Annotated in this window: 15 protein-coding genes; 8 read left to right on the top strand and 7 right to left on the bottom strand. The window is 62.5% G+C overall.

Annotated features, from left to right (window positions below; all coding sequences use genetic code 11):
- Positions 1 to 143 precede the first annotated feature (143 nt).
- The 3 genes from HV670_RS22395 (at position 144) to HV670_RS22385 (ending at position 2,571) form a co-directional block, all read left to right on the top strand.
- Positions 144 to 938, top strand: a complete 795-nt coding sequence (locus HV670_RS22395; protein ID WP_175107197.1) for a cystine ABC transporter substrate-binding protein — start codon at positions 144 to 146, stop codon at positions 936 to 938.
- A gap of 6 nt (positions 939 to 944) precedes the next feature.
- Complete coding sequence (locus HV670_RS22390; protein ID WP_175107195.1) at positions 945 to 1,604, top strand: amino acid ABC transporter permease; 660 nt, start codon at positions 945 to 947, stop codon at positions 1,602 to 1,604.
- Between the two features lie 175 nt (positions 1,605 to 1,779).
- Entirely contained in the window at positions 1,780 to 2,571 is a 792-nt protein-coding gene (locus tag HV670_RS22385) for an IclR family transcriptional regulator (RefSeq protein WP_175107219.1), read from the top strand.
- Between the two features lie 114 nt (positions 2,572 to 2,685).
- On the opposite strand, the gene pbpG is transcribed toward HV670_RS22385, so the two are convergent.
- Positions 2,686 to 3,837, bottom strand: a complete 1,152-nt coding sequence (gene pbpG, locus HV670_RS22380; protein ID WP_175107193.1) for a D-alanyl-D-alanine endopeptidase — start codon at positions 3,835 to 3,837, stop codon at positions 2,686 to 2,688.
- A 680-nt stretch (positions 3,838 to 4,517) separates the two neighbouring features.
- Between pbpG and HV670_RS22375 the strand changes: the two genes are divergently transcribed.
- The gene (locus HV670_RS22375; RefSeq protein WP_175107191.1) at positions 4,518 to 5,087 is read left to right on the top strand and encodes a phasin family protein; all 570 of its coding nucleotides are present in this window, start codon (positions 4,518 to 4,520) and stop codon (positions 5,085 to 5,087) included.
- A 112-nt stretch (positions 5,088 to 5,199) separates the two neighbouring features.
- Here the strand turns inward: HV670_RS22375 and lpdA are convergent, their stop codons facing one another.
- From lpdA to aceE, 3 genes are all read right to left on the bottom strand, one after another.
- Positions 5,200 to 7,017, bottom strand: coding sequence for a dihydrolipoyl dehydrogenase (lpdA, locus tag HV670_RS22370; protein WP_175107189.1), 1,818 nt, complete (start codon positions 7,015 to 7,017; stop codon positions 5,200 to 5,202).
- 33 nt (positions 7,018 to 7,050) lie between these two features.
- Entirely contained in the window at positions 7,051 to 8,739 is a 1,689-nt protein-coding gene (gene aceF / locus HV670_RS22365; protein WP_175107188.1) for a dihydrolipoyllysine-residue acetyltransferase, read from the bottom strand.
- A 103-nt stretch (positions 8,740 to 8,842) separates the two neighbouring features.
- The gene (gene aceE / locus HV670_RS22360; protein WP_175107186.1) at positions 8,843 to 11,533 is read right to left on the bottom strand and encodes a pyruvate dehydrogenase (acetyl-transferring), homodimeric type; all 2,691 of its coding nucleotides are present in this window, start codon (positions 11,531 to 11,533) and stop codon (positions 8,843 to 8,845) included.
- Between the two features lie 286 nt (positions 11,534 to 11,819).
- Here aceE and fixL point away from each other — a divergent pair, with 286 nt between their 5' ends.
- The 4 genes from fixL (at position 11,820) to HV670_RS22340 (ending at position 18,300) form a co-directional block, all read left to right on the top strand.
- Positions 11,820 to 14,357: an oxygen sensor histidine kinase FixL gene (fixL, locus tag HV670_RS22355; protein ID WP_217478493.1), complete on the top strand. Its 2,538-nt coding sequence runs from the start codon at positions 11,820 to 11,822 to the stop codon at positions 14,355 to 14,357.
- Positions 14,354 to 14,980, top strand: a complete 627-nt coding sequence (gene fixJ, locus HV670_RS22350) for an oxygen response regulator transcription factor FixJ (RefSeq protein WP_175107182.1) — start codon at positions 14,354 to 14,356, stop codon at positions 14,978 to 14,980. The genes fixL and fixJ overlap by 4 nt, the downstream gene beginning before the upstream one ends.
- Before the next feature lie 112 nt (positions 14,981 to 15,092).
- On the top strand, positions 15,093 to 15,950 hold the full coding sequence (gene folD / locus HV670_RS22345) for a bifunctional methylenetetrahydrofolate dehydrogenase/methenyltetrahydrofolate cyclohydrolase FolD (RefSeq protein ID WP_175107180.1): 858 nt from the start codon (positions 15,093 to 15,095) through the stop codon (positions 15,948 to 15,950).
- Between the two features lie 181 nt (positions 15,951 to 16,131).
- The gene (locus HV670_RS22340; RefSeq protein ID WP_175107179.1) at positions 16,132 to 18,300 is read left to right on the top strand and encodes a M3 family metallopeptidase; all 2,169 of its coding nucleotides are present in this window, start codon (positions 16,132 to 16,134) and stop codon (positions 18,298 to 18,300) included.
- 145 nt (positions 18,301 to 18,445) lie between these two features.
- On the opposite strand, the gene HV670_RS22335 is transcribed toward HV670_RS22340, so the two are convergent.
- The 3 genes from HV670_RS22335 to HV670_RS22325 all read right to left on the bottom strand — a co-directional run bounded on the left by HV670_RS22335 (position 18,446) and on the right by HV670_RS22325 (position 22,128).
- Complete coding sequence (locus tag HV670_RS22335; RefSeq protein ID WP_175107177.1) at positions 18,446 to 19,738, bottom strand: amidohydrolase family protein; 1,293 nt, start codon at positions 19,736 to 19,738, stop codon at positions 18,446 to 18,448.
- 62 nt (positions 19,739 to 19,800) lie between these two features.
- Positions 19,801 to 20,910 carry a DNA polymerase IV gene (dinB, locus tag HV670_RS22330; RefSeq protein WP_425511454.1) on the bottom strand — a complete coding sequence of 370 codons (1,110 nt, stop codon included), beginning with the start codon at positions 20,908 to 20,910 and terminating at the stop codon, positions 19,801 to 19,803.
- 60 nt (positions 20,911 to 20,970) lie between these two features.
- Positions 20,971 to 22,128, bottom strand: coding sequence for an acyltransferase family protein (locus tag HV670_RS22325; protein WP_175107174.1), 1,158 nt, complete (start codon positions 22,126 to 22,128; stop codon positions 20,971 to 20,973).
- Positions 22,129 to 22,287 lie beyond the last annotated feature (159 nt).

Below are 22,287 nucleotides of genomic sequence, written 5' to 3'. Positions count from 1 at the left end.
TCATCCCCCGGGCTCGCTATGATGTGCACGCTCGGAATCGCGGGCGCTGCCCATCGCGACCGCCGAAGTCCCGGACACTCGCACGAGCCCGCTCCTGCCGAGCGGCCTCCTGCAATCCGGCCACACTTGCACCAGGAGATCGAATGAAAATCACCCTACTCGGCAAACTGCTTGCCGTCGCTCTCGCCGGCCTTTTGTTGTCCGCCGCGGCACGGGCCGACGACCTGCTCGACCAGGTCAAGCAACGCGGCACCCTCCAGATCGCACTCGAAGGCACCTTCCCCCCCTTCGACTACAAGGCCGCAAATGGCCAGCTCGAGGGCTACGACGTAGACGTCGCCAAAGCCGTCGCAGCAAAGCTCGGCGTCAAGCCCGAGTTCGTCACGACCGAATGGAGCGGCATCATCGCCGGCCTGCAGGCCAACCGCTACGACGTGATCGTCAACCAGGTCGCGATCACCCCCGAGCGTCAGAAGGTGCTCGATTTCTCGCCGCCCTACACCTATTCGACCGCGCAGTTGATCCAGCGCAAGAACGACGACCGCCAGTTCAAGTCGCTCGAAGACCTCAAGGGCCACAAGCTCGGCGTCTCGCTCGGCAGCAACTACAACGACATGGCCAAGTCGGTTCCCGGCATCGACGTGAAGACTTACCCGGGCGCGCCCGAATATCTGCGTGACCTCGCTTCGGGCCGGCTCGACGCGGCGCTCAACGACCGCCTGATGCTCGCCTACCTGATCAGGACCTCGAACCTGCCACTGCGCACCGGCGCGAATGTAGGCACGGTCGAAGACCAGATGGGCATTCCGTTCCGCAAGGGCAATCCGAAGTTCGCCAAGGCCATTGCGGATGCAATCGATCAGCTCAAGCAGGACGGTACGCTGACGAAAATCTCCGAAAAATGGTTCGGCATCGACGTATCGAAGCCCATCAAATAAGAAAAGATGAACCCCACCGCCCTGCTGATCCAGTCCATGCCGGTCCTGCTGACCGGCGCATTGCTGACTATCAAGTTCGCCTTGCTCTCGATGGTCTTCGGCCTGGCCGCGGCGGTGGTGCTGGCGCTGATGGGAATCAGCACCAGCCGCTCGCTGGTCGTGATCTCGCGGATCTATGTGAGCGTGATGCGCGGCACGCCCTTGCTCGTGCAGATCTTCGTGATCTATTACGGGCTGCCGAGCCTCGGCATCTCGCTCGATCCGACACCGGCCGGCGTGCTCGCGCTGTCGGCCAACGTCGCGGCCTACATGTCCGAGAGCATGCGCGGCGCAATACTCGGCATCGCTCAGGGGCAGTGGCTCGCCGCTTACAGCCTTGGGCTCACGCGCATCCAGACGCTGCGCTTCATCATCGGTCCGCAAGCCTTGCGGCTCGCCGTACCGAGCCTCTCCAACAGCCTCATCAGCCTGATCAAGGACACGTCACTGGTCTCCGTGATCACCGTGACCGAACTGCTGCGCAGCGCACAGGAAGTGATCGCAGCGACCTACCAGCCGCTGCCTCTCTACCTCACGGCGGCCGCCATCTACTGGGTGCTCTGCATGCTGCTCGAAGGGGTGCAGCGTGTGTTCGAACGACGCCTGGCTTTGCCCACGCGGCATTGAACCACCTCGCCGGCGGCCGTCGCCCGCCGGCCTCGAGTCCGCGGGGGCGGCATCCGATCGATTCCCACGCCGAGGGCTAACGGCTTACACGCCAAAAAACCGGCTCGCGCACTGCACCATTTCACGATATGATATGCGGCACGACCACTCGGACGATTTCCGTTTCCCGCAATCTATGAGCGATCCTGAAACCGAAGGTAAGACGTCGATTCAAGTCATCGAAAGGATGATGCGCCTACTCGACGCGCTCGCTGAACACAGCGACCCCGTGAGCTTGAAGGAGTTGTCGCGCGGCACCGCGCTGCACCCGTCGACCGCGCACCGCATTCTCAACGATATGGTCACCTGCCGGCTGGTCGACCGTTCGGATCCCGGCACATACCGGCTCGGGATGCGCCTGCTCGAACTCGGCAATCTCGTAAAGGCGCGCCTGTCCATGCGCGACGCAGCGCTTGCACCGATGCGCGACCTGCACCGGCTGACCGGACAGACCGTGAATCTGTCCGTGCGCCAAGGCGACGAGATCGTCTATATCGAACGCGCCTATAGCGAACGCTCGGGCATGCAGGTCGTGCGGGCGATCGGTGGCCGTGCGCCGCTGCATCTGACCTCGGTCGGCAAACTGTTCCTTGCCGCCGACGAAGCGCCCCGCGTACGCGCCTATGCGACGCGAACCGGCCTGTCGGGCCATACACAGAACAGCATCACGGATCTGTCGAAGCTCGAGCGTGAGTTGCATCACGTGCGCCAGCACGCGTGCGCGCGTGACAATGAAGAACTCGAACTCGGCGTGCGCTGCATCGCCGCCGGTATCTACGACGACTCGGCCAAACTGGTGGCGGGCCTGTCGCTGTCGGCCCCCGCCGATCGACTACAGGACTCCTGGCTTGCTCATGTCACCGATACCGCGCTGCAAATCTCGCGCTCGCTCGGTTATCAGCCCAAGGAGGACGGCGCGATAATTTGAGAGATACGGTCCTCAAACAAAAACGCCACGAACCCTAGTTCGTGGCGTTTTTTTTCGATCTTGCAGCCTATCGGGGGAGTGGCTTGTCGCCGATGTCAACGGGGCAATCTGATCTCAGGTTCCACCGCGGCTGTTCTCGATGCTCGTGACGCGCTGGACGCCGCCAGCATCGATCCAGGAACGGATCCGTTGTGCGTCGCCGAACCGCGAATACTTGCCAGACGAATCGAGCAGCACGATCACGATCGGACGATTCTGAATCGTCGTCTGCATCACCATGCATTCTCCGGCCTCATTGATGAAGCCGGTCTTCTGCAGGCCGATGTCCCACTTGTGACCGCGCACCAGCGCATTGGTGGTGCCGTAGTGGATCGTCTTGCGGCCCGTGAATACGTCGTACGACTCATCCGTCGAGAACTCGCGGATCAGTGGATACTGATAGGCCGCGTTGACCATCTTGACCAGATCGCGCCCGGTCGAAACGTTCTCGCTCGTCAGTCCCGAGGGGCTCAGGAAGTGCGTTTCGGGCATACCGAGTTCCTGCGCCTTATGATTCATCGCGGCGATAAACGCCGGACGACCGCCGGGGTAATAGCGGGACAAGGCGGCAGCCGCGCGGTTTTCCGAAGCCATCAGTGCGATGTGCAGCATGTCCTCGCGGGAGAGGACCGAGCCGACCGACAAACGCGAACCCGTATTCTTGACCGTATCGCGGTCCTCATCGGTCACTTCAATCTGCTCGGTGAGCGGCGCTTTTGAATCGAGCACCACCATCGCGGTCATCAGCTTCGTGATCGACGCGATCGGCACGACAGCCTGTGAATTCTTGTCGAACAAGGTCTCATGGGTATTCTGGTCAACCACGTAGGCCACGCTCGAACGCAGCGCAAGTTCGTCTGGTGCGTCGTGAAGACCGAACGCGGTACCGACCGATGTGCGGGGTTCGTATGCGACCTTGACCGCGCCTTCACGCGCGGCAAGCCGATAGTGAACACGGCGACGCGTACGGGTCGGCTCCGCGGTGCTCGCGACTTTAGCAGTACGCGCCCGTGGTTTGCCGTCAGCAGCGGCGGCCTTTTCGGTTTTCTTCGTGACTTTGATGCGCTTCGACTTCTTTACCGAAGGCGTGGCTTGCGTCGCATCGGCACTCGTCGCCAGTGCGGCGGACGGCGCGGCAGCGTTGGCCAGTGCGGCGCAGACGGACAAAGCGATCGTCGTCGAAACGACGCGGAGTGCTTTGCCGATGGAGAATTCTTGACGTGTCATGTAGTGATTCTGTGGCTGCAATTCGATAGCTTTGCGCAAGTGTAGTAAAGCCACGAAAAATTAGCAATATTAGGTACTTACCGCCGCCAGTTAAACTGACCTCTCGCAAGCGATCGGGGATTGTGTGATTGCAATCGATACACACTGTTCGATTGGCAAACTCTTAATCTGCGTCCACAAAAATGCAGCGAGATGCCAATTTCCGGTGCGCACAATAGCAGACATCCGCTTGGCACGCCGAATATCGGCCCGCATGCACTATCGCTTACTGGGATAACGGCCACCGAAAGGAAATCCTTACCTTCGAATACCCTATTTCGGCAAAATATTCGTTAGCGTCCGTTCTATTTATCTAATGGGGTGCGAAGAACACTCCCGCAAACCTTTGCAACAACACAACTCCATCGCAATTTGTGACAAGTGAAGAATATTCGTGTCAGTTCAGGTTTTTTCAGGGGCTGGGAATCCTGCAAGCGCTTGATTCTGAATGATCTTATTCGGATGGTGCGACGCACAAAAAAGGACTTGACATCGTGCCTTTTGGGACTAGAATGACTTCCATGCTGCGTCGCACAACACGAAGACGCGGCATATTTCTCTACCCAAACATGGCTTGATGCAGAGTTGAGATAGTCCGGCAACCGACCGGGCGATGCGTCGGGTCTATTTCAGGAGCAAACATGAATCTGTTGACCCCCGAGCAAATCGCTACGACCCATAAGGCCAACCTCGAAACCCTGTTCGGTCTGACGAACAAGGCATTCGAAGGCGTGGAGAAGCTGGTTGAACTGAACCTTCAGGTCGTCAAGCAATCGATCGCAGAAGGCCAGGCCAATGCGCAGCAAATGTTGAGTATCAAGGACGCGCAGGAACTGCTGACCCTGCAAGCCGGCCTGACCCAACCCGTTGCGGAAAAGGTTCTCTCGTACGGCCGTCACCTGTATGAAATCGCGTCGGCCACGCAAGCCGAATTCGCGAAGGTCGCCGAAGCTCAATACGAAGAGCAGAACAAGAAGGTGCAGGCACTCGTCGAGAACGTTGCGAAGAATGCGCCGGCAGGCTCGGAAACCGCCGTTGCGATTCTGAAGTCCGCCATCACCGCCGCGAACACGACGTACGAAACCGTGCACAAGGCAAGCAAGCAAGCTGTCGAAATCGCTGAAAGCAACTTCAACGCGGCCACCACCGCTGCGACGAAGGCTGCACAGCAAGCGGCTGCTCAAGCTTCGCGCGCCGCAAAGAAGGTCTGAGAGAAGGTCTGAGTTCCAAGCCTGCGCCAGCAGGCAAGGAAGCCAGCTTGTAAAAAAGGGCACGTCCTCACGGACGTGCCCTTTTTGTTTGGCCGTTACGCCATTGCCACCTTTACTTCTTGCGCGGCGGCGGCAAGTCAGTGCAAACGCCTTCGAACAGTTCGGCGGCCATCCCGATCGATTCACCGAGCGTCGGGTGCGGATGGATCGTCTTGCCGATATCCGTGGCGTCCGCGCCCATCTCGACCGCCAGACAGATTTCGCTGATCAGGTCACCCGCATTGAGGCCGACGATCGCGCCGCCGAGCACGCGATGCGTTTCCTTGTCGAAAATCAGCTTGGTGAAGCCCTCGTCACGTCCGTTCGCGACAGCACGACCCGACGCCGCCCAGGGGAACACCGCCTTCTCGTACGCCACACCCTCGTCCTTGAGCTGGTCTTCCGTCTTGCCTGCCCACGCGACTTCCGGATCGGTGAAGGCCACCGACGGAATCTGCAGCGCATCGAAGTAAGCCTTCTCCCCATGCGCAGCTTCCGCCGCGACGTGGGCTTCATGCACGGCCTTGTGCGCAAGCATCGGCTGGCCGACGAGGTCGCCGATCGCAAAAATGTGCGGGACATTGGTACGCATCTGCTTGTCGACTTCGATAAAGCCGCGGTCGGTGACCGTGACGCCAGCCTTCTCGGCGCCGATACGCTTGCCGTTCGCGCTGCGGCCCACCGCCACGAGCACGAGGTCGTAGCGTTGCGCCTCGGCCGGAGCCTTTTCGCCCTCGAAGCTCACATAGATGCCGTCCGGCCTGGCTTCGGCCTGGGTGGTCTTCGTCTTGAGCATCAGGTTCGCGAAGCGCTTGGCGTTGTATTTCTCCCAGACTTTCACGAGATCGCGATCGGCGCCCAACATCAGGCCATCGAGCATTTCGACCACGTCGATCTTCGAGCCGAGCGCCGAATAGACCGTCGCCATTTCGAGGCCGATGATGCCGCCACCGATCACCAGCATCTTCTCCGGGATCGAGGGCAGTTCGAGCGCGCCTGTCGAATCGACCACACGCGGGTCTTCGGGCATGAACGGCAGTTTCACCGCCTGCGAGCCGGCCGCGATGATGGCCTTCTCGAACTTGATGACCTGCTTGCTGCCATCCTTTGCGACCACCTCGATATGGTTCGCACCGACAAAACTCCCCACGCCGGTCACGACCTGCACCTTGCGCGCCTTGGCCATGCCGGCGAGACCGTTGGTCATCTTGCCGACCACGCCCGATTTGAACGCACGTAGCTTGTCGAGATCGATTTCGGGCTTGCCGAACGAAATCCCGTGCGAGGCGAGCGCCGCGGCTTCATTGGTAATCGATGCGGCGTGCAACAGGGCTTTCGACGGAATACAGCCGACGTTCAGGCAGACACCACCCAGCGTCTCGTACCGTTCGATCAGCACCGTCTTCATACCTAAATCGGCCGACCGGAATGCCGCCGAATAGCCGCCCGGACCGGCACCGAGCACGACCATCTCGCACTCGATGTCGGCCTTGCCGCCGAATTGCGCGGCCGTCGGGGCCGATGCGCTGGCCGTGGCGGAAGCCGCCGGGCGAGCAGGAGCCGCCGCAGCCGCCTGGACCGCCTTGGCTGGCGCCGCGTCCTTCTGCGCCCCTGCGTCCCCGCCCTTCGCCGGTTCCGCGGGCCGCGCCGCAGCACCTGCCTCGACCTTGACGATCACGGTGCCTTCGGACACCTTGTCGCCAACCGACACCACCACTTGCGTGACCACGCCGGCCACATCGCTCGGCACCTCGATGGTCGCCTTGTCCGATTCGAGCGTGATCAGCGGCGTGTCCTTCTCGACCGTATCGCCTTCCTTGACCTGGACCTCGATGACCGGCACATCCTTGAAGTCGCCGATATCCGGCACTTTGACTTCGACGAGACTCATGGTTATTTCCTTCTCGTTAGGGTTCGCCAGCCATCAGAGGATCACGCGGCGGAAGTCCGCCAGCAATCCGCCGAGATACGCGTTGAAGCGCGCCGCCGAAGCGCCGTCGATCACGCGATGGTCATACGACAGCGACATCGGCAGCGTCAGGCGCGGCACGAACTGCTTGCCGTCCCAGACCGGCTTCATCGCCCCGCGCGACAGGCCGAGGATTGCGACTTCCGGTGCATTGATGATCGGCGTGAAGTGTGTGCCGCCGATACCGCCAAGCGAGGAAATCGAGAAGCAGCCGCCCTGCATCTGCTCGCCCTTGAGCTTGCCGTCGCGCGCGAGCTTCGAGAGATCGGCCATTTCCTGGGCGATCTGCAGCAGCCCCTTCTTGTCCGCATCGCGGATCACCGGCACGACCAGCCCATTGGGCGTGTCGGCGGCAAAACCGATGTGGTAGTACTGCTTGAGCACGAGCGTATCGCCGTCGAGGCTCGCATTGAACGTCGGGAATTTCTTCAGGGCCGCGACCACGGCCTTGATCACGAACGCGAGCATCGTGACCTTGATGCCCGACTTTTCGTTTTCCTTGTTCAGCGTCACGCGCAGCGCTTCGAGCTCGGTGATGTCCGCCTCGTCGTTGTTCGTGACGTGCGGGATCATGACCCAGTTGCGATGCAGGTTCGCGCCCGAGATCTTCTTGATCCGAGACAGGGGCTGCGGGTCGATCGGACCGAACTTCGTGAAGTCGATCTTCGGCCAGGGCAGCAGATCGAGACCCACGCCCGTGCCGCCGCCAGCAGCTGCGACCGGTGCACCGCTTGCGGCCGGCGCGCTCATGACACCCTTCACGAAGGCAGTGACGTCGGCCTGCGTGATGCGCCCCTTCGGGCCCGTGCCCTTGACGCGCGAGACGATGACACCCAGTTCGCGCGCGAACTTGCGCACGGACGGGCTCGCATGACTGCTCGGATACGTGCTCCCCTCGCCCGCGCCAATCGCCGGCGCCTCGGCGAGTAGCGACGTGCCCTGCTGCGAGGCGGCCGGTGCTGGCGCCTTGGCGGGTGCTGCAGCCGGCGCCGCCGGTGCGGGTTCAGCCTTCGCCCGCGCCGGTGCGGCGCTGCCCGCGCCTTCGAGTTCGACGATCAGCGTGCCTTCGGACACGTTGTCGCCGACCTTCACCTTGATCGACTTGACCTTGCCCGCCGAGGGGCTTGGCACGTCCATCGTGGCCTTGTCGGATTCGAGTGTGAGGAGCGCCTGTTCGGCTTCAACCGTATCGCCTTCCTTGACGAGGATCTCGATGACCGGAATATCCTTGTAGTCGCCAATATCCGGAACCTTTACCTCGATGCTCCCGCTGCCCGCAGGCGCCGGTGCGCTCGACGCGGAGGGTGCCGGCGCCGATGCCGCCGCCTGCTTCGGCGCGGCCTCCTGCTTCTGCGCGGGCGCGGCCGGCGCCGCTTCCTTCTTTGCTGCCGGCGCAGTGGCCGCACCGCCTTCGAGCAGCACGATCAGCGTGCCTTCCGAAACGGTATCGCCAACCTTCACCTTCACTTCCTTGACCGTGCCCGCGGACGGGCTCGGCACATCCATGGTCGCCTTGTCGGACTCCAGCGTGAGCAGCGACTGCTCGGCTTCGACCGTATCGCCCGGTGCAACCAGCACCTCGATCACGGGAATGTCCTTGTAGTCGCCGATGTCCGGCACCTTGACTTCGATCGCTTGACTCATTGTTCGTGTCTCCAGCGTCACGCGCATCGCGACGGTCGGCGGCGACCCGGACGGGTCGCCGCGGACAACGCACACGCTGCGCACGACATTCTTCGGAAGGGGCTCAGACGGACATCGGGTTCGGTTTGGCCGGGTCGAGCTTGTACTTCTCGAGCGCTTTGGCAACCTTTGAGCGTTCGATAGTACCTTCATCGGCCAGCGCCTTCAGTGCGGTGACCGTGACCCAGTAACGATCCACCTCGAAGAAGTGGCGCAGCGCCTCGCGCGTGTCCGAGCGGCCGTAGCCGTCGGTGCCGAGCGTCACGTAGCGGCCCGGCACGAAGGCGCGGATCTGCTCGGAGAATGCGCGTACGTAGTCGGTCGATGCGATGACCGGACCTTGCGCATCCTTCAGCAAGCGCGTCACGTGCGCGACCTTCGGCTCGGCAAGCGGGTTCAGCAGGTTCTGGCGGTCGACTTCCTGACCGTCGCGCGCGAGCTCGGTAAAGCTCGGGCAGCTCCAGAGATCGGCCTCGACACCCCAGTCGTCCTTGAGCAGCGCGGCTGCCGCAATGACTTCATTGAGGATCGTGCCCGAACCCATCAGCTGCACGCGCGGGCCCTTCGACGCGGCGCCCTTGCGCAGCGAATACATACCCTTGACGATATCGGCTTCCGAACCCTCCGGCATGGCCGGATGCTCGTAGTTCTCGTTCATCACCGTCAGGTAGTAATAGACGTCTTCCTGCTCCTGCACCATGCGGCGCAGACCGTCCTGAATCACCACGGCGAGTTCATAGGCGAACGTCGGGTCGTAGCTGATGCAGTTCGGAATGCCGGCCGAGAACAGGTGCGAATGGCCGTCCTCGTGCTGCAGGCCTTCGCCGTTCAGCGTGGTCCGGCCCGCGGTGCCGCCGAGCAGGAAGCCGCGCGAACGCATGTCGCCGGCGGCCCATGCGAGGTCGCCGATACGCTGGAAGCCGAACATCGAGTAGTAGATGTAGAACGGAATCATCTGCTCGCCATGCGTCGAGTACGACGTGGCCGCGGCGATCCAGTCGCACATGCCGCCGGCTTCGTTGATCCCTTCCTGCAGGATCTGGCCGGTTGTCGATTCCTTGTAGAACATCAACTGGTCGGAATCTTCAGGCACATATTTCTGGCCTTCCTGATTCCAGATGCCGATCTGGCGGAACAGACCTTCCATGCCGAAGGTGCGCGACTCGTCGGGCACGATCGGCACGATGCGCTTGCCGAGTGCCTTGTCCTTCAACAGGATGTTGAGCACGCGGACGAAGGCCATCGTCGTCGAGATCTCGCGGCCTGCGCCCGTGCCCTTGAGCACCGGTTCGAACGCGGACAGTGCGGGCACCGGCAGCGACTCCGCCTTACGGCGGCGTGCGGGCAGGTAGCCACCGAGATCCATGCGGCGGGCGCGCATGTACTCGAGTTCCGTCGAACCTTCATCGAAGCTCAGGTACGGCACGTCGACGATCTGCTCGTCGGTGATCGGCAGACGGAACTGATCGCGGAATTTCTTCAGCGTATCGATCGGCAGCTTCTTTTGCTGATGGGTGATGTTCATCGCCTGGCCCGACTCGCCCATCCCGTAGCCCTTGATGGTCTTGGCGAGAATGACGGTCGGCGAACCCTGCGCATTCTGGGCCTCGTCGTAGGCCGCGTAGATCTTGTGCGGATCGTGGCCGCCGCGGTTCAGGTTCCAGATATCGTCGTCCGACCAGTCGGCGACGAGTTCCTTGAGTTCCGGCGTATTGAAGAAATGCTCGCGCACGTAGGCGCCCGATTCCGACTTGTACGTCTGGTATTCGCCGTCGACGACTTCCATCATGCGACGCATCAGTACGCCGGACTTGTCGCGTGCGAACAATGCATCCCAGCGGCTGCCCCAGACGACCTTGATCACGTTCCAACCCGCGCCGCGGAATTCAGACTCGAGTTCCTGGATGATCTTGCCGTTGCCGCGCACCGGACCGTCCAGACGCTGCAGATTGCAGTTGATCACGAACACGAGGTTGTCGAGGCGTTCGCGGCCGGCCATGCCGATCGCGCCGAGCGATTCGGGCTCGTCGGTCTCGCCGTCGCCGAGGAAGGCCCAGACCTTGCGGCCCTTGGTTTGCGCAATGCCGCGGGCTTCGATGTACTTCATGAAGCGCGCCTGGTAGATCGCCATGATCGGGCCGAGGCCCATCGACACGGTCGGGAACTGCCAGAAGTCCGGCATGAGCCAGGGGTGCGGATACGACGAGATACCTTTGCCGCCGACTTCCTGGCGGAAGTTGTTCAGTTGCTCCTCGCTCAGGCGTCCGAGCAGGAAGGCGCGCGAATAGACACCCGGCGAAGAATGGCCCTGGACGAACACGAGGTCGCCACCATGTTCGGGCGACGGTGCGTGCCAGAAATGGTTGAAGCCGACGTCATAGAGCGTCGCGGCCGAGGCGAACGAGGCGATATGGCCGCCGACGTTGGTGTCCTTGCCCGCGCGCAGCACCATCGCAATCGCATTCCAACGGGTGTACGAGCGAATCCGGTGTTCGATGTCCTGGTCGCCTGGCAGCTTGGCCTGCTTGCTGACCGGAATCGTATTGATATAGGGGGTGTTGGCGGAGAACGGCAGATATTCGCCATGCACGCGAGCGAATTCGATCTGCTTCTCGATCAGGTAATGCGCGCGGTCCGGACCCACATTCGACAGCACGCCGTCGAGTGCTTCGAGCCATTCAGCGGTTTCCTGGGGATCGTCGTCCTTCGTGCTTCCGGCGACGTATTTCAGCACTTCCTCGGGTACGGCAGACATCGTTGTCTCCTGGGTAGAGGCTCAGTCGATCGCAACTTCTGAACGGATCGGCCTGACAGTTTCACGGACCTGGCGCGCATGCCCCGCGCGTGCCTATCCAAACGGAAGCGATTTTAAAGACCGCCGGATTCGTTGAGCAAGCGTTATTTTCAAATTACGAGATCGCATCCCACGATGCGAAAAACTGGTGCGTTGCAATACGAAAATCCCCTTCGACGGAACCCGGGAAAATGCCGCAATCCCTTTAATTTCGGGCTTGGGCGGGCGGTACGCTACAATGTCCGCCATGTTTATGAAACGGCTTATCGCGCGGACCAGACGGTCTCTCGCTTCACCCCGCCACTCTCCGGGATCACGGCCTGGTGGGTTGCAGTCCCGTTGGCAATACGGACCGTGGTGGCTCAATTCATATCTCCTCACGCCGGTTGTCTCGATCGTGGTCTTCCTGATCGTGATGAGCCTGATTCTCTGGAGCCTGAACCGGCGCGAACAGCAGCAACAGGAAGACACGCTGTACCGCAACGTCGCGTGGGCGCAGCAGCAGATCCGCCTGTCGCTGACCAGCGCGCAGGAACACACGGCGGCGCTCGCGCGCGATATCGGGACAGGCCGTCACGACGAGCCCTACTTCCAGCAGATGGCCACCGAAGTCCTCCAGGCCCACCCGGAGGTCATCGCCCTCACCTGGGTCGACGCGAACCGTCAAGTTCGTTATAGCAGTCCGGAGATCGCCGCGCTGGGTTCGCGACTCAATACTCTGAGCGAAGTCCAGCTCGGCGACGCCGAACGCGCCGCGTTCGCCGATGCGCGCGCCGCGCGCCGCGCGGTCTATTCGCCGCTGATCTACGACGATCTCGGCAGCGGCTACGTGACCTTGCAGACGCCGATCTACCGCGACCGTGAATATCTCGGCACGATTGCCGCGGTGTTCTCGATCGAGGGCATCCTCGCGCACGAACTGCCGACCGAGCTCTCGGCCAAATACAAGATCTCGATCACCGATCCGACCGGGCGCGAACTCGCCACCTCGTCGAGCCGCCCCCGCCTGCCACGCGATTCGTTCTACGACCTGCCGCTCGAGCCGCCGGGCCACGGCGTATCGGTACGTGTTTACGCCTACCCGCAGGCGACCAACTTCACGAACAACACCCTGGTCTGGCTGGTTGCGGGCCTCTCGTGCTTCGTGCTTTGGTCGCTCTGGAGCCTCTGGAAACATACCCGCCAGCGCTTCGAGGCCCAGCAGGCGCTCTATGCCGAAGCATTCTTCCGGCGCGCGATGGAAAACTCGGTGCTGATCGGCATGCGCGTGCTCGACTTGCAGGGCCGCATCACCCACGTGAACCCCGCGTTCTGCCGGATGACCGGATGGGACGAGACTGACCTCATCGGCAAGCACGCACCGTTCCCGTACTGGCCACGCGATGCCTATCCGGAGATGCAGCGCCAGCTCGACATGACGCTGCGGGGCAAGGCGCCCTCATCGGGCTTCGAGTTGCGTGTGCGCCGCAAGAATGGCTCGCTGTTCCACGCGCGTCTCTACGTCTCCCCGCTCATCGACAGCGGCGGCCGGCAGACCGGCTGGATGTCGTCGATGACCGACATCACCGAGCCGAAGCGCGCCCGCGAGGAACTCGCCGCCGCCCACGAGCGCTTCACGACCGTGCTCGAAAGCCTCGATGCCGCCGTCTCGGTGCTCGCCGCCGACGAAACCGAGCTTCTGTTCGCGAACCGCTATTACCGCCACCTGTTCGGCATCCGCTCGGATGGCCACCTCGAGCTGGCGGGCGCCGGCTTCGACCGCGCACAGGTCTCGAGCGACTCGATCGACATGATCGACGCCTACGCCGGCCTGCCCACTACCGCGCTGACCGAAAGCACGGCGGATGCGCGCGAAGTCTATGTGCCGAACATCCAGAAGTGGTTCGAAGTGCGCCGCCAGTACATCCAGTGGGTCGACGGTCACCTCGCGCAGATGCAGATCGCGACCGACATCACGACACGCAAGCAGGCCCAGGAACTCGCGCGCCAGCAAGACGAAAAGCTCCAGTTCACGAGCCGGCTGATGACGATGGGCGAAATGGCCTCGTCGCTTGCGCATGAGCTGAACCAGCCGCTCGCGGCGATCAACAACTATTGCTCCGGCACGACGGCACTCGTGCGCGCGGGCAAGACCAGCCCCGAAATCCTGCTGCCGGCGCTCGAGAAGACCTCGCAGCAGGCGATCCGCGCAGGCATGATCATCAAGCGTATCCGGGAATTCGTAAAAAGAAGCGAGCCGAAGCGCCAGCGTGCGAAGATCAACGATATTGTTGCGGATGCGGTGGGCCTCGCCGAACTCGAGACCCGCAAGCGGCGCATCCGGATCGTGACCGACATGCGGGCGCGCCTGCCCATCATCTACGTCGATCCGGTGCTGATCGAGCAGGTGCTGGTGAATCTGCTGAAGAACGCGGCTGAAGCGATGCACGAACACAAGCCCGACGCGCTCGATGCCGTGATTCGCGTACTGGTCCGGATCGACAACGACACGGTGGTGATCAGTGTCGTCGACCAGGGCCCGGGCGTCGACGAAGCCACGGCGGAGCGGCTGTTCGAGCCGTTCTACAGCACCAAGTCAGATGGGATGGGGATGGGGCTCAATATCTGCCGGTCGATCATCGAATCGCACCGTGGCAGGCTCTGGGTCGAAAACAACATCACTGCCGACGGAAGAATCATAGGTTGTACGTTTCACTTCTGCCTGCCGCTTTCGGTTGACGCCGAGGCACCGTCTGGAGACAGGACGCAGGCACCGATCCTCACCACCGCAACGGGAGAACTATGAGCAGTCCAGTGACCACCACCGCCGAAACCGTTTTCGTCGTAGACGATGACGAAGCCGTCCGTGATTCGTTACGCTGGCTCCTCGAGGCCAATGGCTATCGTGTGCAGACGTATGCGAGCGCCGAGCAGTTTCTCGATGCCTACCCATCGGCTCCCCCGGGAGTCGGCTGCCTGATCCTCGATGTACGGATGCAGGGCATGAGCGGGCTGGAGTTGCAGGAGCGATTGATTGCCGACAACGTCCAGTTGCCGATCATCTTCGTGACCGGCCACGGCGACGTGCCGATGGCTGTCTCGACGATGAAAAAAGGTGCGATGGACTTTATCGAAAAGCCCTTCGACGAAGCCGAACTGCGCAAGCTGGTCGAGCGCATGCTCGACAAGGCCCGTGCGGAAAGCGGGGAGCAACTGGTGCAGAAGGCCGCCGCCGAGCGCCTGGGCAAGCTCACCGCGCGCGAACACCAGGTGCTCGAGCGCATCATCGCCGGCCGGCTCAACAAGCAGATCGCCGACGACCTCGGCATCAGCATCAAGACCGTCGAAGCCCACCGGGCGAACATCATGGAAAAGCTCAACGTCAACACGGTCGCCGACCTGCTGCGGCTTGCGCTGTCGAAGAAGTAGATACCGTCCCGGCGGCATCCGCAGGGGAACGGCCTGTTCAAGCGTTCCCCTGCCCGCGCTTCCCCAGCGCGGGTCGTTATAATCGAGGGCTCTCGACGATCTTCCTCCGCTCATGACAGCCCAGCTTATCGACGGCATCGCCCTTTCCAAGCAACTGCGTACTGATGTCGCCCGGCGCGCCGCGGCACTGACCGCGCGCGGCCACCAACCCGGCCTTGCCGTGGTACTCGTCGGCGACAACCCGGCGAGCGAGGTGTACGTCCGCAACAAGATCAAGGCATGTGAGGAAAACGGCTTCCATTCGGTCTACGACCGTCACCCTGCCGATCTCAGCGAAGCCGAGCTGCTCGCGCGTGTCGATGCGCTCAACCGCGATCCGAACGTCCACGGCATTCTGGTGCAGTTGCCCTTGCCGCCACAAATCGACTCGCACAAGGTCATCGAATCGATCTCGCCCGAAAAGGATGTCGATGGCTTCCACATCGCCAATGCCGGAGCCCTGATGACGGGCCAGCCCCTGTTCCGGCCGTGCACGCCTTACGGCATCATGAAGATGTTCGAGGCTTATGACGTGCCGCTCGCGGGCGCGAACGCAGTGGTGATCGGACGCTCGAACATCGTCGGCAAGCCGATGGCGATGCTGCTCGTCAACGCGGGCGCCACGGTGACGATCTGCAACAGCAAGACCCGGAATATGGGCGCGATCACGCGGGCAGCGGATATCGTGGTCGCCGCGACCGGCCAGGTGAATCTGCTGACCGCGGACATGGTCAAGCCCGGTACAACCGTGATCGACGTCGGCATGAACCGCAACGAGGCAGGAAAGCTTTGCGGCGATGTCGACTTCGCCGGTGTGAAGGAAGTGGCCGGCCTGATCACGCCCGTGCCGGGAGGCGTCGGACCCATGACCATCACCATGCTGCTGGTCAACACGATCGAAGCGGCGGAACGCGCGGCCGGAGCAGCTTGAGCGGCTTCAGCGGTGCTCGCATCGATTGCCTGGCACGATCACTGCGTTCGCTATAAACAATTGGCCAGCGGGCGGATCGGCGCCGAGTATTGAGAACCGCCCATCCGCCCCCAGAGTAATGTCGGGCCTGCTGCTTTTTCCCGCGCAACCCGACCGGCAAAACCTTTCGCACAGGACGACCATGACCGCAGCCAACCCGCTTCTCGATTTTTCCGACCTGCCGCGTTTTGCCCAGATCCGGCCCGAACACGTCACGCCTGCTGTCGACAAGCTGCTTGCCGACGCACAGATCGCAGTCGACAAGGCCGCCTTGCCCGATACTCCCGCCACCTGGGACAACGTCGTCTCGACACTCGAGTGCGCAACCGAGCCGTTCGCGCGGGCATGGGGCGTCGTCGGCCATCTGAACGGCGTCGCCGACACGCCGGAACTGCGCAAAGTCTATGGCGAAAACCTGCCGCGCGTGACCGAATTCTGGTCGAGCGTTGGCCAGAATCTCGCCCTCTACGAAAAATACAAGGCAATCGCATCGGGCGACGAGTATGCGCGCCTGTCGCCCGCACGCAAGAAAGTCATCGACGATGCAGTGCGCGATTTCCGGCTGTCGGGCGCCGAGCTCTCGGAAGATCGCAAGCCGCGCTTTGCCACGCTGCAGGAGCGCCAGGCCGAGCTTGGCAAGCTGTTTTCCGACCATGTGCTGGATGCGACCAACGCCTATGCGTACTGGGTCACGCGCGAGACCGAGCTTGCCGGCCTGCCCAACGATGTCCGTGAAGCGGCGCAGGAAGCCGCCGCGCGTGACGCCGATCCGAAGCGCCAGACGGCCTGGAAGTTCACCCTGCACTTCCCCTCGTATTTCCCGGTCCAGCAGTACGCTGAGCACCGCCCGCTGCGCGAGGCGATGTACCGTGCCTATGTGACGCGCGCCTCCGAGCTCGGCGAGCAGTACGGCGACGGCAAAGCCGAATGGGACAATACCGAACTGGTCCGCGAGCAGCTCGAACTGCGTCGTGAAGAAGCGGAAACGCTCGGCTACCGGAATTTCGCTGAAGTTTCGCTCGCGCCCAAGATGGCCGATTCGCCGGCCCAGGTCGTCGCCTTCCTCGAAGACCTCGCGCACCGCGCACGCACCTATGCCGAGAACGACTGGCTCGAACTGCGCGCCTTCGCGGCCACGGAACTCGGCATCGCGGAACTCGAGCCCTGGGACATCGCGTTCGCGTCTGAAAAGCTGCGCCAGAAGCGCTATTCGTTTTCAGAGCAGGAGATCAAACAGTACTTCCCGGAGCAGGCCGCGCTAAAGGGTCTGTTCAATGTCGCGCAGACCTTGTTTGGCGTCACGATCCGGGCGGATGAAGCCGAGACCTGGCATCCCGACGTGCGTTTCTTCCGGGTTGAGAACCCCGATGGCCGGCTCGTCGCGCAGTTCTATCTCGACCTCTATGCGCGCGAAGGCAAGCGCGGCGGCGCATGGATGGACGATGCACGCTCGCGCCGCAAGCTGCCCGGCGGCGCCACGCAGACGCCAGTCGCCTATCTGAACTGCAATTTCTCGGCGCCGGTGGGCGGCAAGCCCGCACTGTTTACCCATGACGAAGTGATCACGCTGTTCCACGAATTCGGGCATGGCATCCACCATATGCTCACGTCGGTCGACGAACTCGCCGTCTCGGGCATCAACGGCGTCGAGTGGGATGCGGTCGAACTGCCCTCCCAGTTCATGGAGAACTTCTGCTGGGAATGGGATGTGTTGACGTCGATGACCTCGCACGTCGAGACGGGCGCACCGCTGCCGCGCGATCTGTACGACAAGATGGTCGCCGCGAAGAATTACCAGAGCGGCCTGCAGACCCTGCGGCAGATCGTCTTCTCGATCTTCGACATGCGCGTGCATACGCAAGACCCGGCAAGCCTGACGACTGCGGCGAACCCACTCGACGGCGGTGCGGCAACCGATGCATCGGGCACACTCGCCGCAGCGTCGGTCAAGACCGTGACCGAACTCGCGCGTGAGATCAACGAGCAATACCATGTGATCCCACAAGCGCCGATCTCGCGTTGGCCGAACACCTTCAGCCATATCTTCGCGGGTGGCTACGCGGCAGGCTACTACAGCTACAAGTGGGCTGAAGTACTGTCGGCGGACGCGTATGCGGCATTCGAGGAAGCGGCCAGCGCAGCGAACGGCAGCGTACTCGACGCGACGACGGGCGCGCGCTACCGCGCGGAAATCCTCGAGGTCGGCGGCAGCCGGCCGGCCATGGATTCGTTCAAGGCTTTCCGAGGCCGGGAACCGCGCATCGATGCACTGCTCCGGCACAACGGCATGACCGAGGAAGCCACGCACTAAGGCCTATGCGGGAGCTGACGGGGCATTCCCCCGTTCGGCTCGAGGCGGCCCTCCGCAGTTGGGAGGGCCGTTTCTTTTGTACGCTTCATTTATGCGCGTTGTTTTGTGCGCTTTGATTGCGCACTCTCTTTTTTCGCGTGTTCTATTAGCCCGCTTCCTGGCACCGCCTGGGCAGGCGATAGTCGACGCTCGCCGGCCTTCCTTCGATGGACAGCGTCGAGCGGTTCGCGGGCGCCCGGCTGATGACCTTGCCGCGGCGCATCACCACCGTGCGGGCCGCACGCAGGCGGATCGCTTCGATCGGATCGCGCGCGTCAAGGATCACGAGGTCCGCATGGCACCCCGGTGCGATGCCGTAGCCTTCAAGGCCCAGAATCTTCGCGGGCGTCTGCGTAACCGCCGTGAAGCATTGCTGACTGGCGGCAACGCCGGTCATTTGCGCGACATGCAGCCCCATATGCGCGACCTCGAGCATATCGCCCGAGCCGAAGCTGTACCACGGGTCCATTGCGCAATCCTGTCCGAACGCGACATCGATACCGGCCGCGAGCATCTCGGGCACGCGCGTCATGCCGCGCCGCTTCGGATAGGTGTCAGCGCGGCCCTGCAGGGTGATGTTGATCAGCGGATTCGAAATCGCGGCCACGCCCGAGTCGCGGATCATCGGAATCAACTTGCTCGCGTAGTAGTTGTCCATCGAATGCATCGACGTCAGATGCGAGCCCGTTACCCGGCCTTGCAGGCCGAGTCGGTGTGTCTCGGCCGCGAGCGTTTCGATATGGCGTGACAGCGGATCGTCCGACTCATCGCAGTGCATGTCGACGCGTAAGCCCTTGTCAGCCGCAAACTCGCATAGCAGCCGGACCGATTCCGCACCGTCGGCCATGGTGCGTTCGAAGTGGGGGATCCCGCCGACGACGTCGACGCCGCGTTCGATCGCGCGTTTGAGGTTGTCGAAGGCTCCCGCGCTGCGCAGGAGGCCGTCCTGCGGAAACGCAACCAACTGGAGGTCGAGGTACGGCGCGACGCGCCGCTTGACTTCGAGCAGGGCGTCGACGGCGAGCAGCCGTGGATCGCAGACATCGACATGGGAGCGGATCGCGAGCAGGCCGCGCCCCACCGCCCAATCGCAGTACTGGAGCGCGCGTTCAACCAAGGCCTCCTGCGTCAGGTCGGGCTTGAGCTCGCTCCACACCGCGATCCCTTCCAGCAGCGTGCCCGACTGGTTGACTCGCGGCAAGCCATACGACAGGGTCGCGTCCATATGGAAATGTGCATCGACGAACGGTGCCGAGACGAGCGCGCCGCCCGCATCGATCTCATTGGCGCCCTGCGCAGCCAGGCGAGGTTCGACGGCGGCGATGCGGCCGTCGATGATGCCGATATCGATGTCTTCGCGACCATCCGCAAGCGCCGCATGCCGAATCACGCAATCCATCCAGAGTCTCCAGGCCATTGGCGGCCGGCCCCAGTGCCGACCGCTTCTGCATTGTAAGGCGATCAGATTTCGACAAACAAATCCGACTGCACTTCCTCGTTCTGCTCGGTGCGCACCCCGACACCCAGCAGCCGCACCGGTTTGTTGCGGCGCGCGAAACCCTTCTCGAGCAATGAGCGATAGGCCGCCGGCTGTGTTTCGAGCCCGACGCATTCGACGGTCGTCTGCCTGAAATCCGCAAAGCGGATCTTGACGAACAACTTGCGGATGGTCTTGCCCGCCTGTGCGTGTGCGATCCGTCGCTCGAGCTGCTCGAGCAGTCCCGGCAGCTCCGCCATACAGGCATCGAGAGAAGGCAGATCAGTTGCGTAGGTGGTCTCGACGCTGACGGACTTTCTTTCGCGATCCGGCACCACCTCGCGGCGATCAATGCCGCGGCAAAGTTCATACAGACGCGGTCCGAACGAACCGAACTGGCGATGCAGGTCGACCAGCGACCAGTCTCTGAGGTCCGCGCAGGTGTGCACCCCGAGCGATTCGAATCGCGCAGCCGTGACCTTGCCGACCCCGAACAGCTTCGAAACCGGCAGAGCCGCAACGAATGCGTCGACTTCGCGGGGCCGCACGACGAACAGGCCATCGGGCTTGTTCCAGTCACTCGCGATCTTGGCAATGAACTTGTTCGGTGCGACGCCGGCCGACACGGTCACCCCGACGCTCGCCGCGACGCGCGCCCGGATCTCGGCCGCGATCAGCGTCGCGCTGCCCTGGCACCGCTCCGAGGCACTCACGTCGAGGTAGGCCTCGTCGAGAGACAGGGGTTCGATGAGCGGGCAGTAGTCCGCGTAAATGGCCATGATTTCGCGTGAGACGGCCCGGTATTTGTCCATTGCCGACGGCAGGATCAGGAGCCCAGGGCACTTGCGCAACGCGAGTGCCGAAGACATCGCCGAATGGATGCCGAATTTACGCGCTTCGTAGTTGCAGGTGGCGATCACCCCACGCTGGTCGGGACGGCCGCCCACGGCCAATGGCCGCCCTCGCAGTGAAGGGTCGTCGCGCATCTCGACCGATGCGTAGAAGCAGTCGCAATCGAGATGAACGATCTTGCGAGGACGCTCGGGAAGGGTGGCGGAATCTGGATTCACGATGTCGAGACTGTACAAAATCACAGTATCGACTGCAAGCATCGATTGACCCCTCTGAGGTATCCGCCGATCGGCTCAGCCTGATCAATCGTTGAGCGGCCGAACCGCCGCCGGCACCCCATTCGCGGATTCGCGTTTCGACGATTCAGACCGGCTGGCGAGGATGGCGATAAAGGGACGCTCGAAGAGCAGGTGGAACGCGAATGCGCAGGCCAGCACGCCGCCGAGGATCAGCACCGCCGGCACCAGACTCCCCTGCTTGCGGCCGTCGAAAAGCACACAGGTCGCGAGCACCACAAGCGGCAGGTGGATCGCATACAGCGAATAGCTGAAATGCCCGAGCTGCCGGAAAACCGCCGCAATCGGGCCCATGCGCAACGGCCGTTCGACGAGGCGCGCGAGTACCATCGCAAACCCGACTGCCCAGATCTGGAAGGCAAGGTATTGCGAAAGCGCGACGAACACCGCGCAGCCACCCAGGATCGCCAGCGCACCGCCCCACCCCACGATACGCCCGACCGGGGCATGCGGAGCCGTCGTTTCGCGATCGGCGAGGTAGGCGCCAAGCACCCATGCGAACTGGTACGAGGCGAACAGCGACAGGCCGTGGCGCTCGAACACCAGCCACGACAACACCGTCAGCCCAAGTGCAAGCGCCAGGGTGCGATGGATGCCGAGCCGGCGCCGCAACAGGAAGACGAGCGGATAAACCGCATAGAGTTGAATCTCGATCGCGAGCGTCCAAAGCGGGCCGTTCGACCCGTAGGGCTGCGAGAACAGCCCTTCGAGAGCGGCCAGGTTGATCAGGAACGATGCGGGGCTGAGGTCCCCGAGCTTGTAGAAGCCTGGCACCAGATGGCCGCTGATCGAGTCGCAAAGCAGGGTGATAAGCAACGCGGCAGTCAGTGCCGGGTAGATTCGGATCAAGCGACGAACCCAGAAACGGCCGCTGTCGACACGGTAAGTTCGGTCTTGTGAAAGTTTGACCGCATGCGCGCGGTGAATGCAGTAACCACTGATCACGAAAAACGCCGAGACCCCGAACGAGCCGAACATGGCCGGCGCCGAGAGCACCGCGAGCAAGGCATCGACCGATAGCCACGAGGGATGGGTACTCCAGAACTCGCGTTCGCCGACCCAGGTGGTTTCGCGTATATGCAGGCATGCGACAAAAAGTGCGGCGAGCCCTCGCAGGACGTCGATCGTCGCGAAGTGCGCAGCCGCTGACCGGCGGTCGTTCATCCTCGACATTCTCCGTTTGTCCTGTTAAGGGTACTTAAGATTCGCGCTGCATTCTCGCAAACGGTCACTTCCGCGTCTGTGCGGTGCTGCACCGATCGGTCATCGGAGTTTTCTCAAAGCCGAATTCCGCGTCGAACCCCTATCGTCCACGCAAGGTCG

It is taken from the genome of Pararobbsia alpina (genome assembly GCF_902859895.1).
Classification (GTDB): domain Bacteria; phylum Pseudomonadota; class Gammaproteobacteria; order Burkholderiales; family Burkholderiaceae; genus Pararobbsia; species Pararobbsia alpina.
This window is presented reverse-complemented; position numbering and strand designations above follow the sequence as displayed.

Bases quoted from the DNA above. Each gene is read 5' to 3' on its own strand.
- pbpG (WP_175107193.1), bottom strand. From the start codon at position 3,837: ATGACACGTCAAGAATTCTCCATCGGCAAAGCACTCCGCGTCGTTTCG.
- HV670_RS22375 (WP_175107191.1), top strand. From the start codon at position 4,518: ATGAATCTGTTGACCCCCGAGCAAATCGCTACGACCCATAAGGCCAAC.
- HV670_RS22390 (WP_175107195.1), top strand. From the start codon at position 945: ATGAACCCCACCGCCCTGCTGATCCAGTCCATGCCGGTCCTGCTGACC.
- HV670_RS22385 (WP_175107219.1), top strand. From the start codon at position 1,780: ATGAGCGATCCTGAAACCGAAGGTAAGACGTCGATTCAAGTCATCGAA.
- fixL (WP_217478493.1), top strand. From the start codon at position 11,820: ATGTTTATGAAACGGCTTATCGCGCGGACCAGACGGTCTCTCGCTTCA.
- HV670_RS22335 (WP_175107177.1), bottom strand. From the start codon at position 19,738: ATGGATTGCGTGATTCGGCATGCGGCGCTTGCGGATGGTCGCGAAGAC.
- HV670_RS22395 (WP_175107197.1), top strand. From the start codon at position 144: ATGAAAATCACCCTACTCGGCAAACTGCTTGCCGTCGCTCTCGCCGGC.
- HV670_RS22325 (WP_175107174.1), bottom strand. From the start codon at position 22,128: ATGAACGACCGCCGGTCAGCGGCTGCGCACTTCGCGACGATCGACGTC.
- aceE (WP_175107186.1), bottom strand. From the start codon at position 11,533: ATGTCTGCCGTACCCGAGGAAGTGCTGAAATACGTCGCCGGAAGCACG.
- folD (WP_175107180.1), top strand. From the start codon at position 15,093: ATGACAGCCCAGCTTATCGACGGCATCGCCCTTTCCAAGCAACTGCGT.
- HV670_RS22340 (WP_175107179.1), top strand. From the start codon at position 16,132: ATGACCGCAGCCAACCCGCTTCTCGATTTTTCCGACCTGCCGCGTTTT.
- aceF (WP_175107188.1), bottom strand. From the start codon at position 8,739: ATGAGTCAAGCGATCGAAGTCAAGGTGCCGGACATCGGCGACTACAAG.
- lpdA (WP_175107189.1), bottom strand. From the start codon at position 7,017: ATGAGTCTCGTCGAAGTCAAAGTGCCGGATATCGGCGACTTCAAGGAT.
- fixJ (WP_175107182.1), top strand. From the start codon at position 14,354: ATGAGCAGTCCAGTGACCACCACCGCCGAAACCGTTTTCGTCGTAGAC.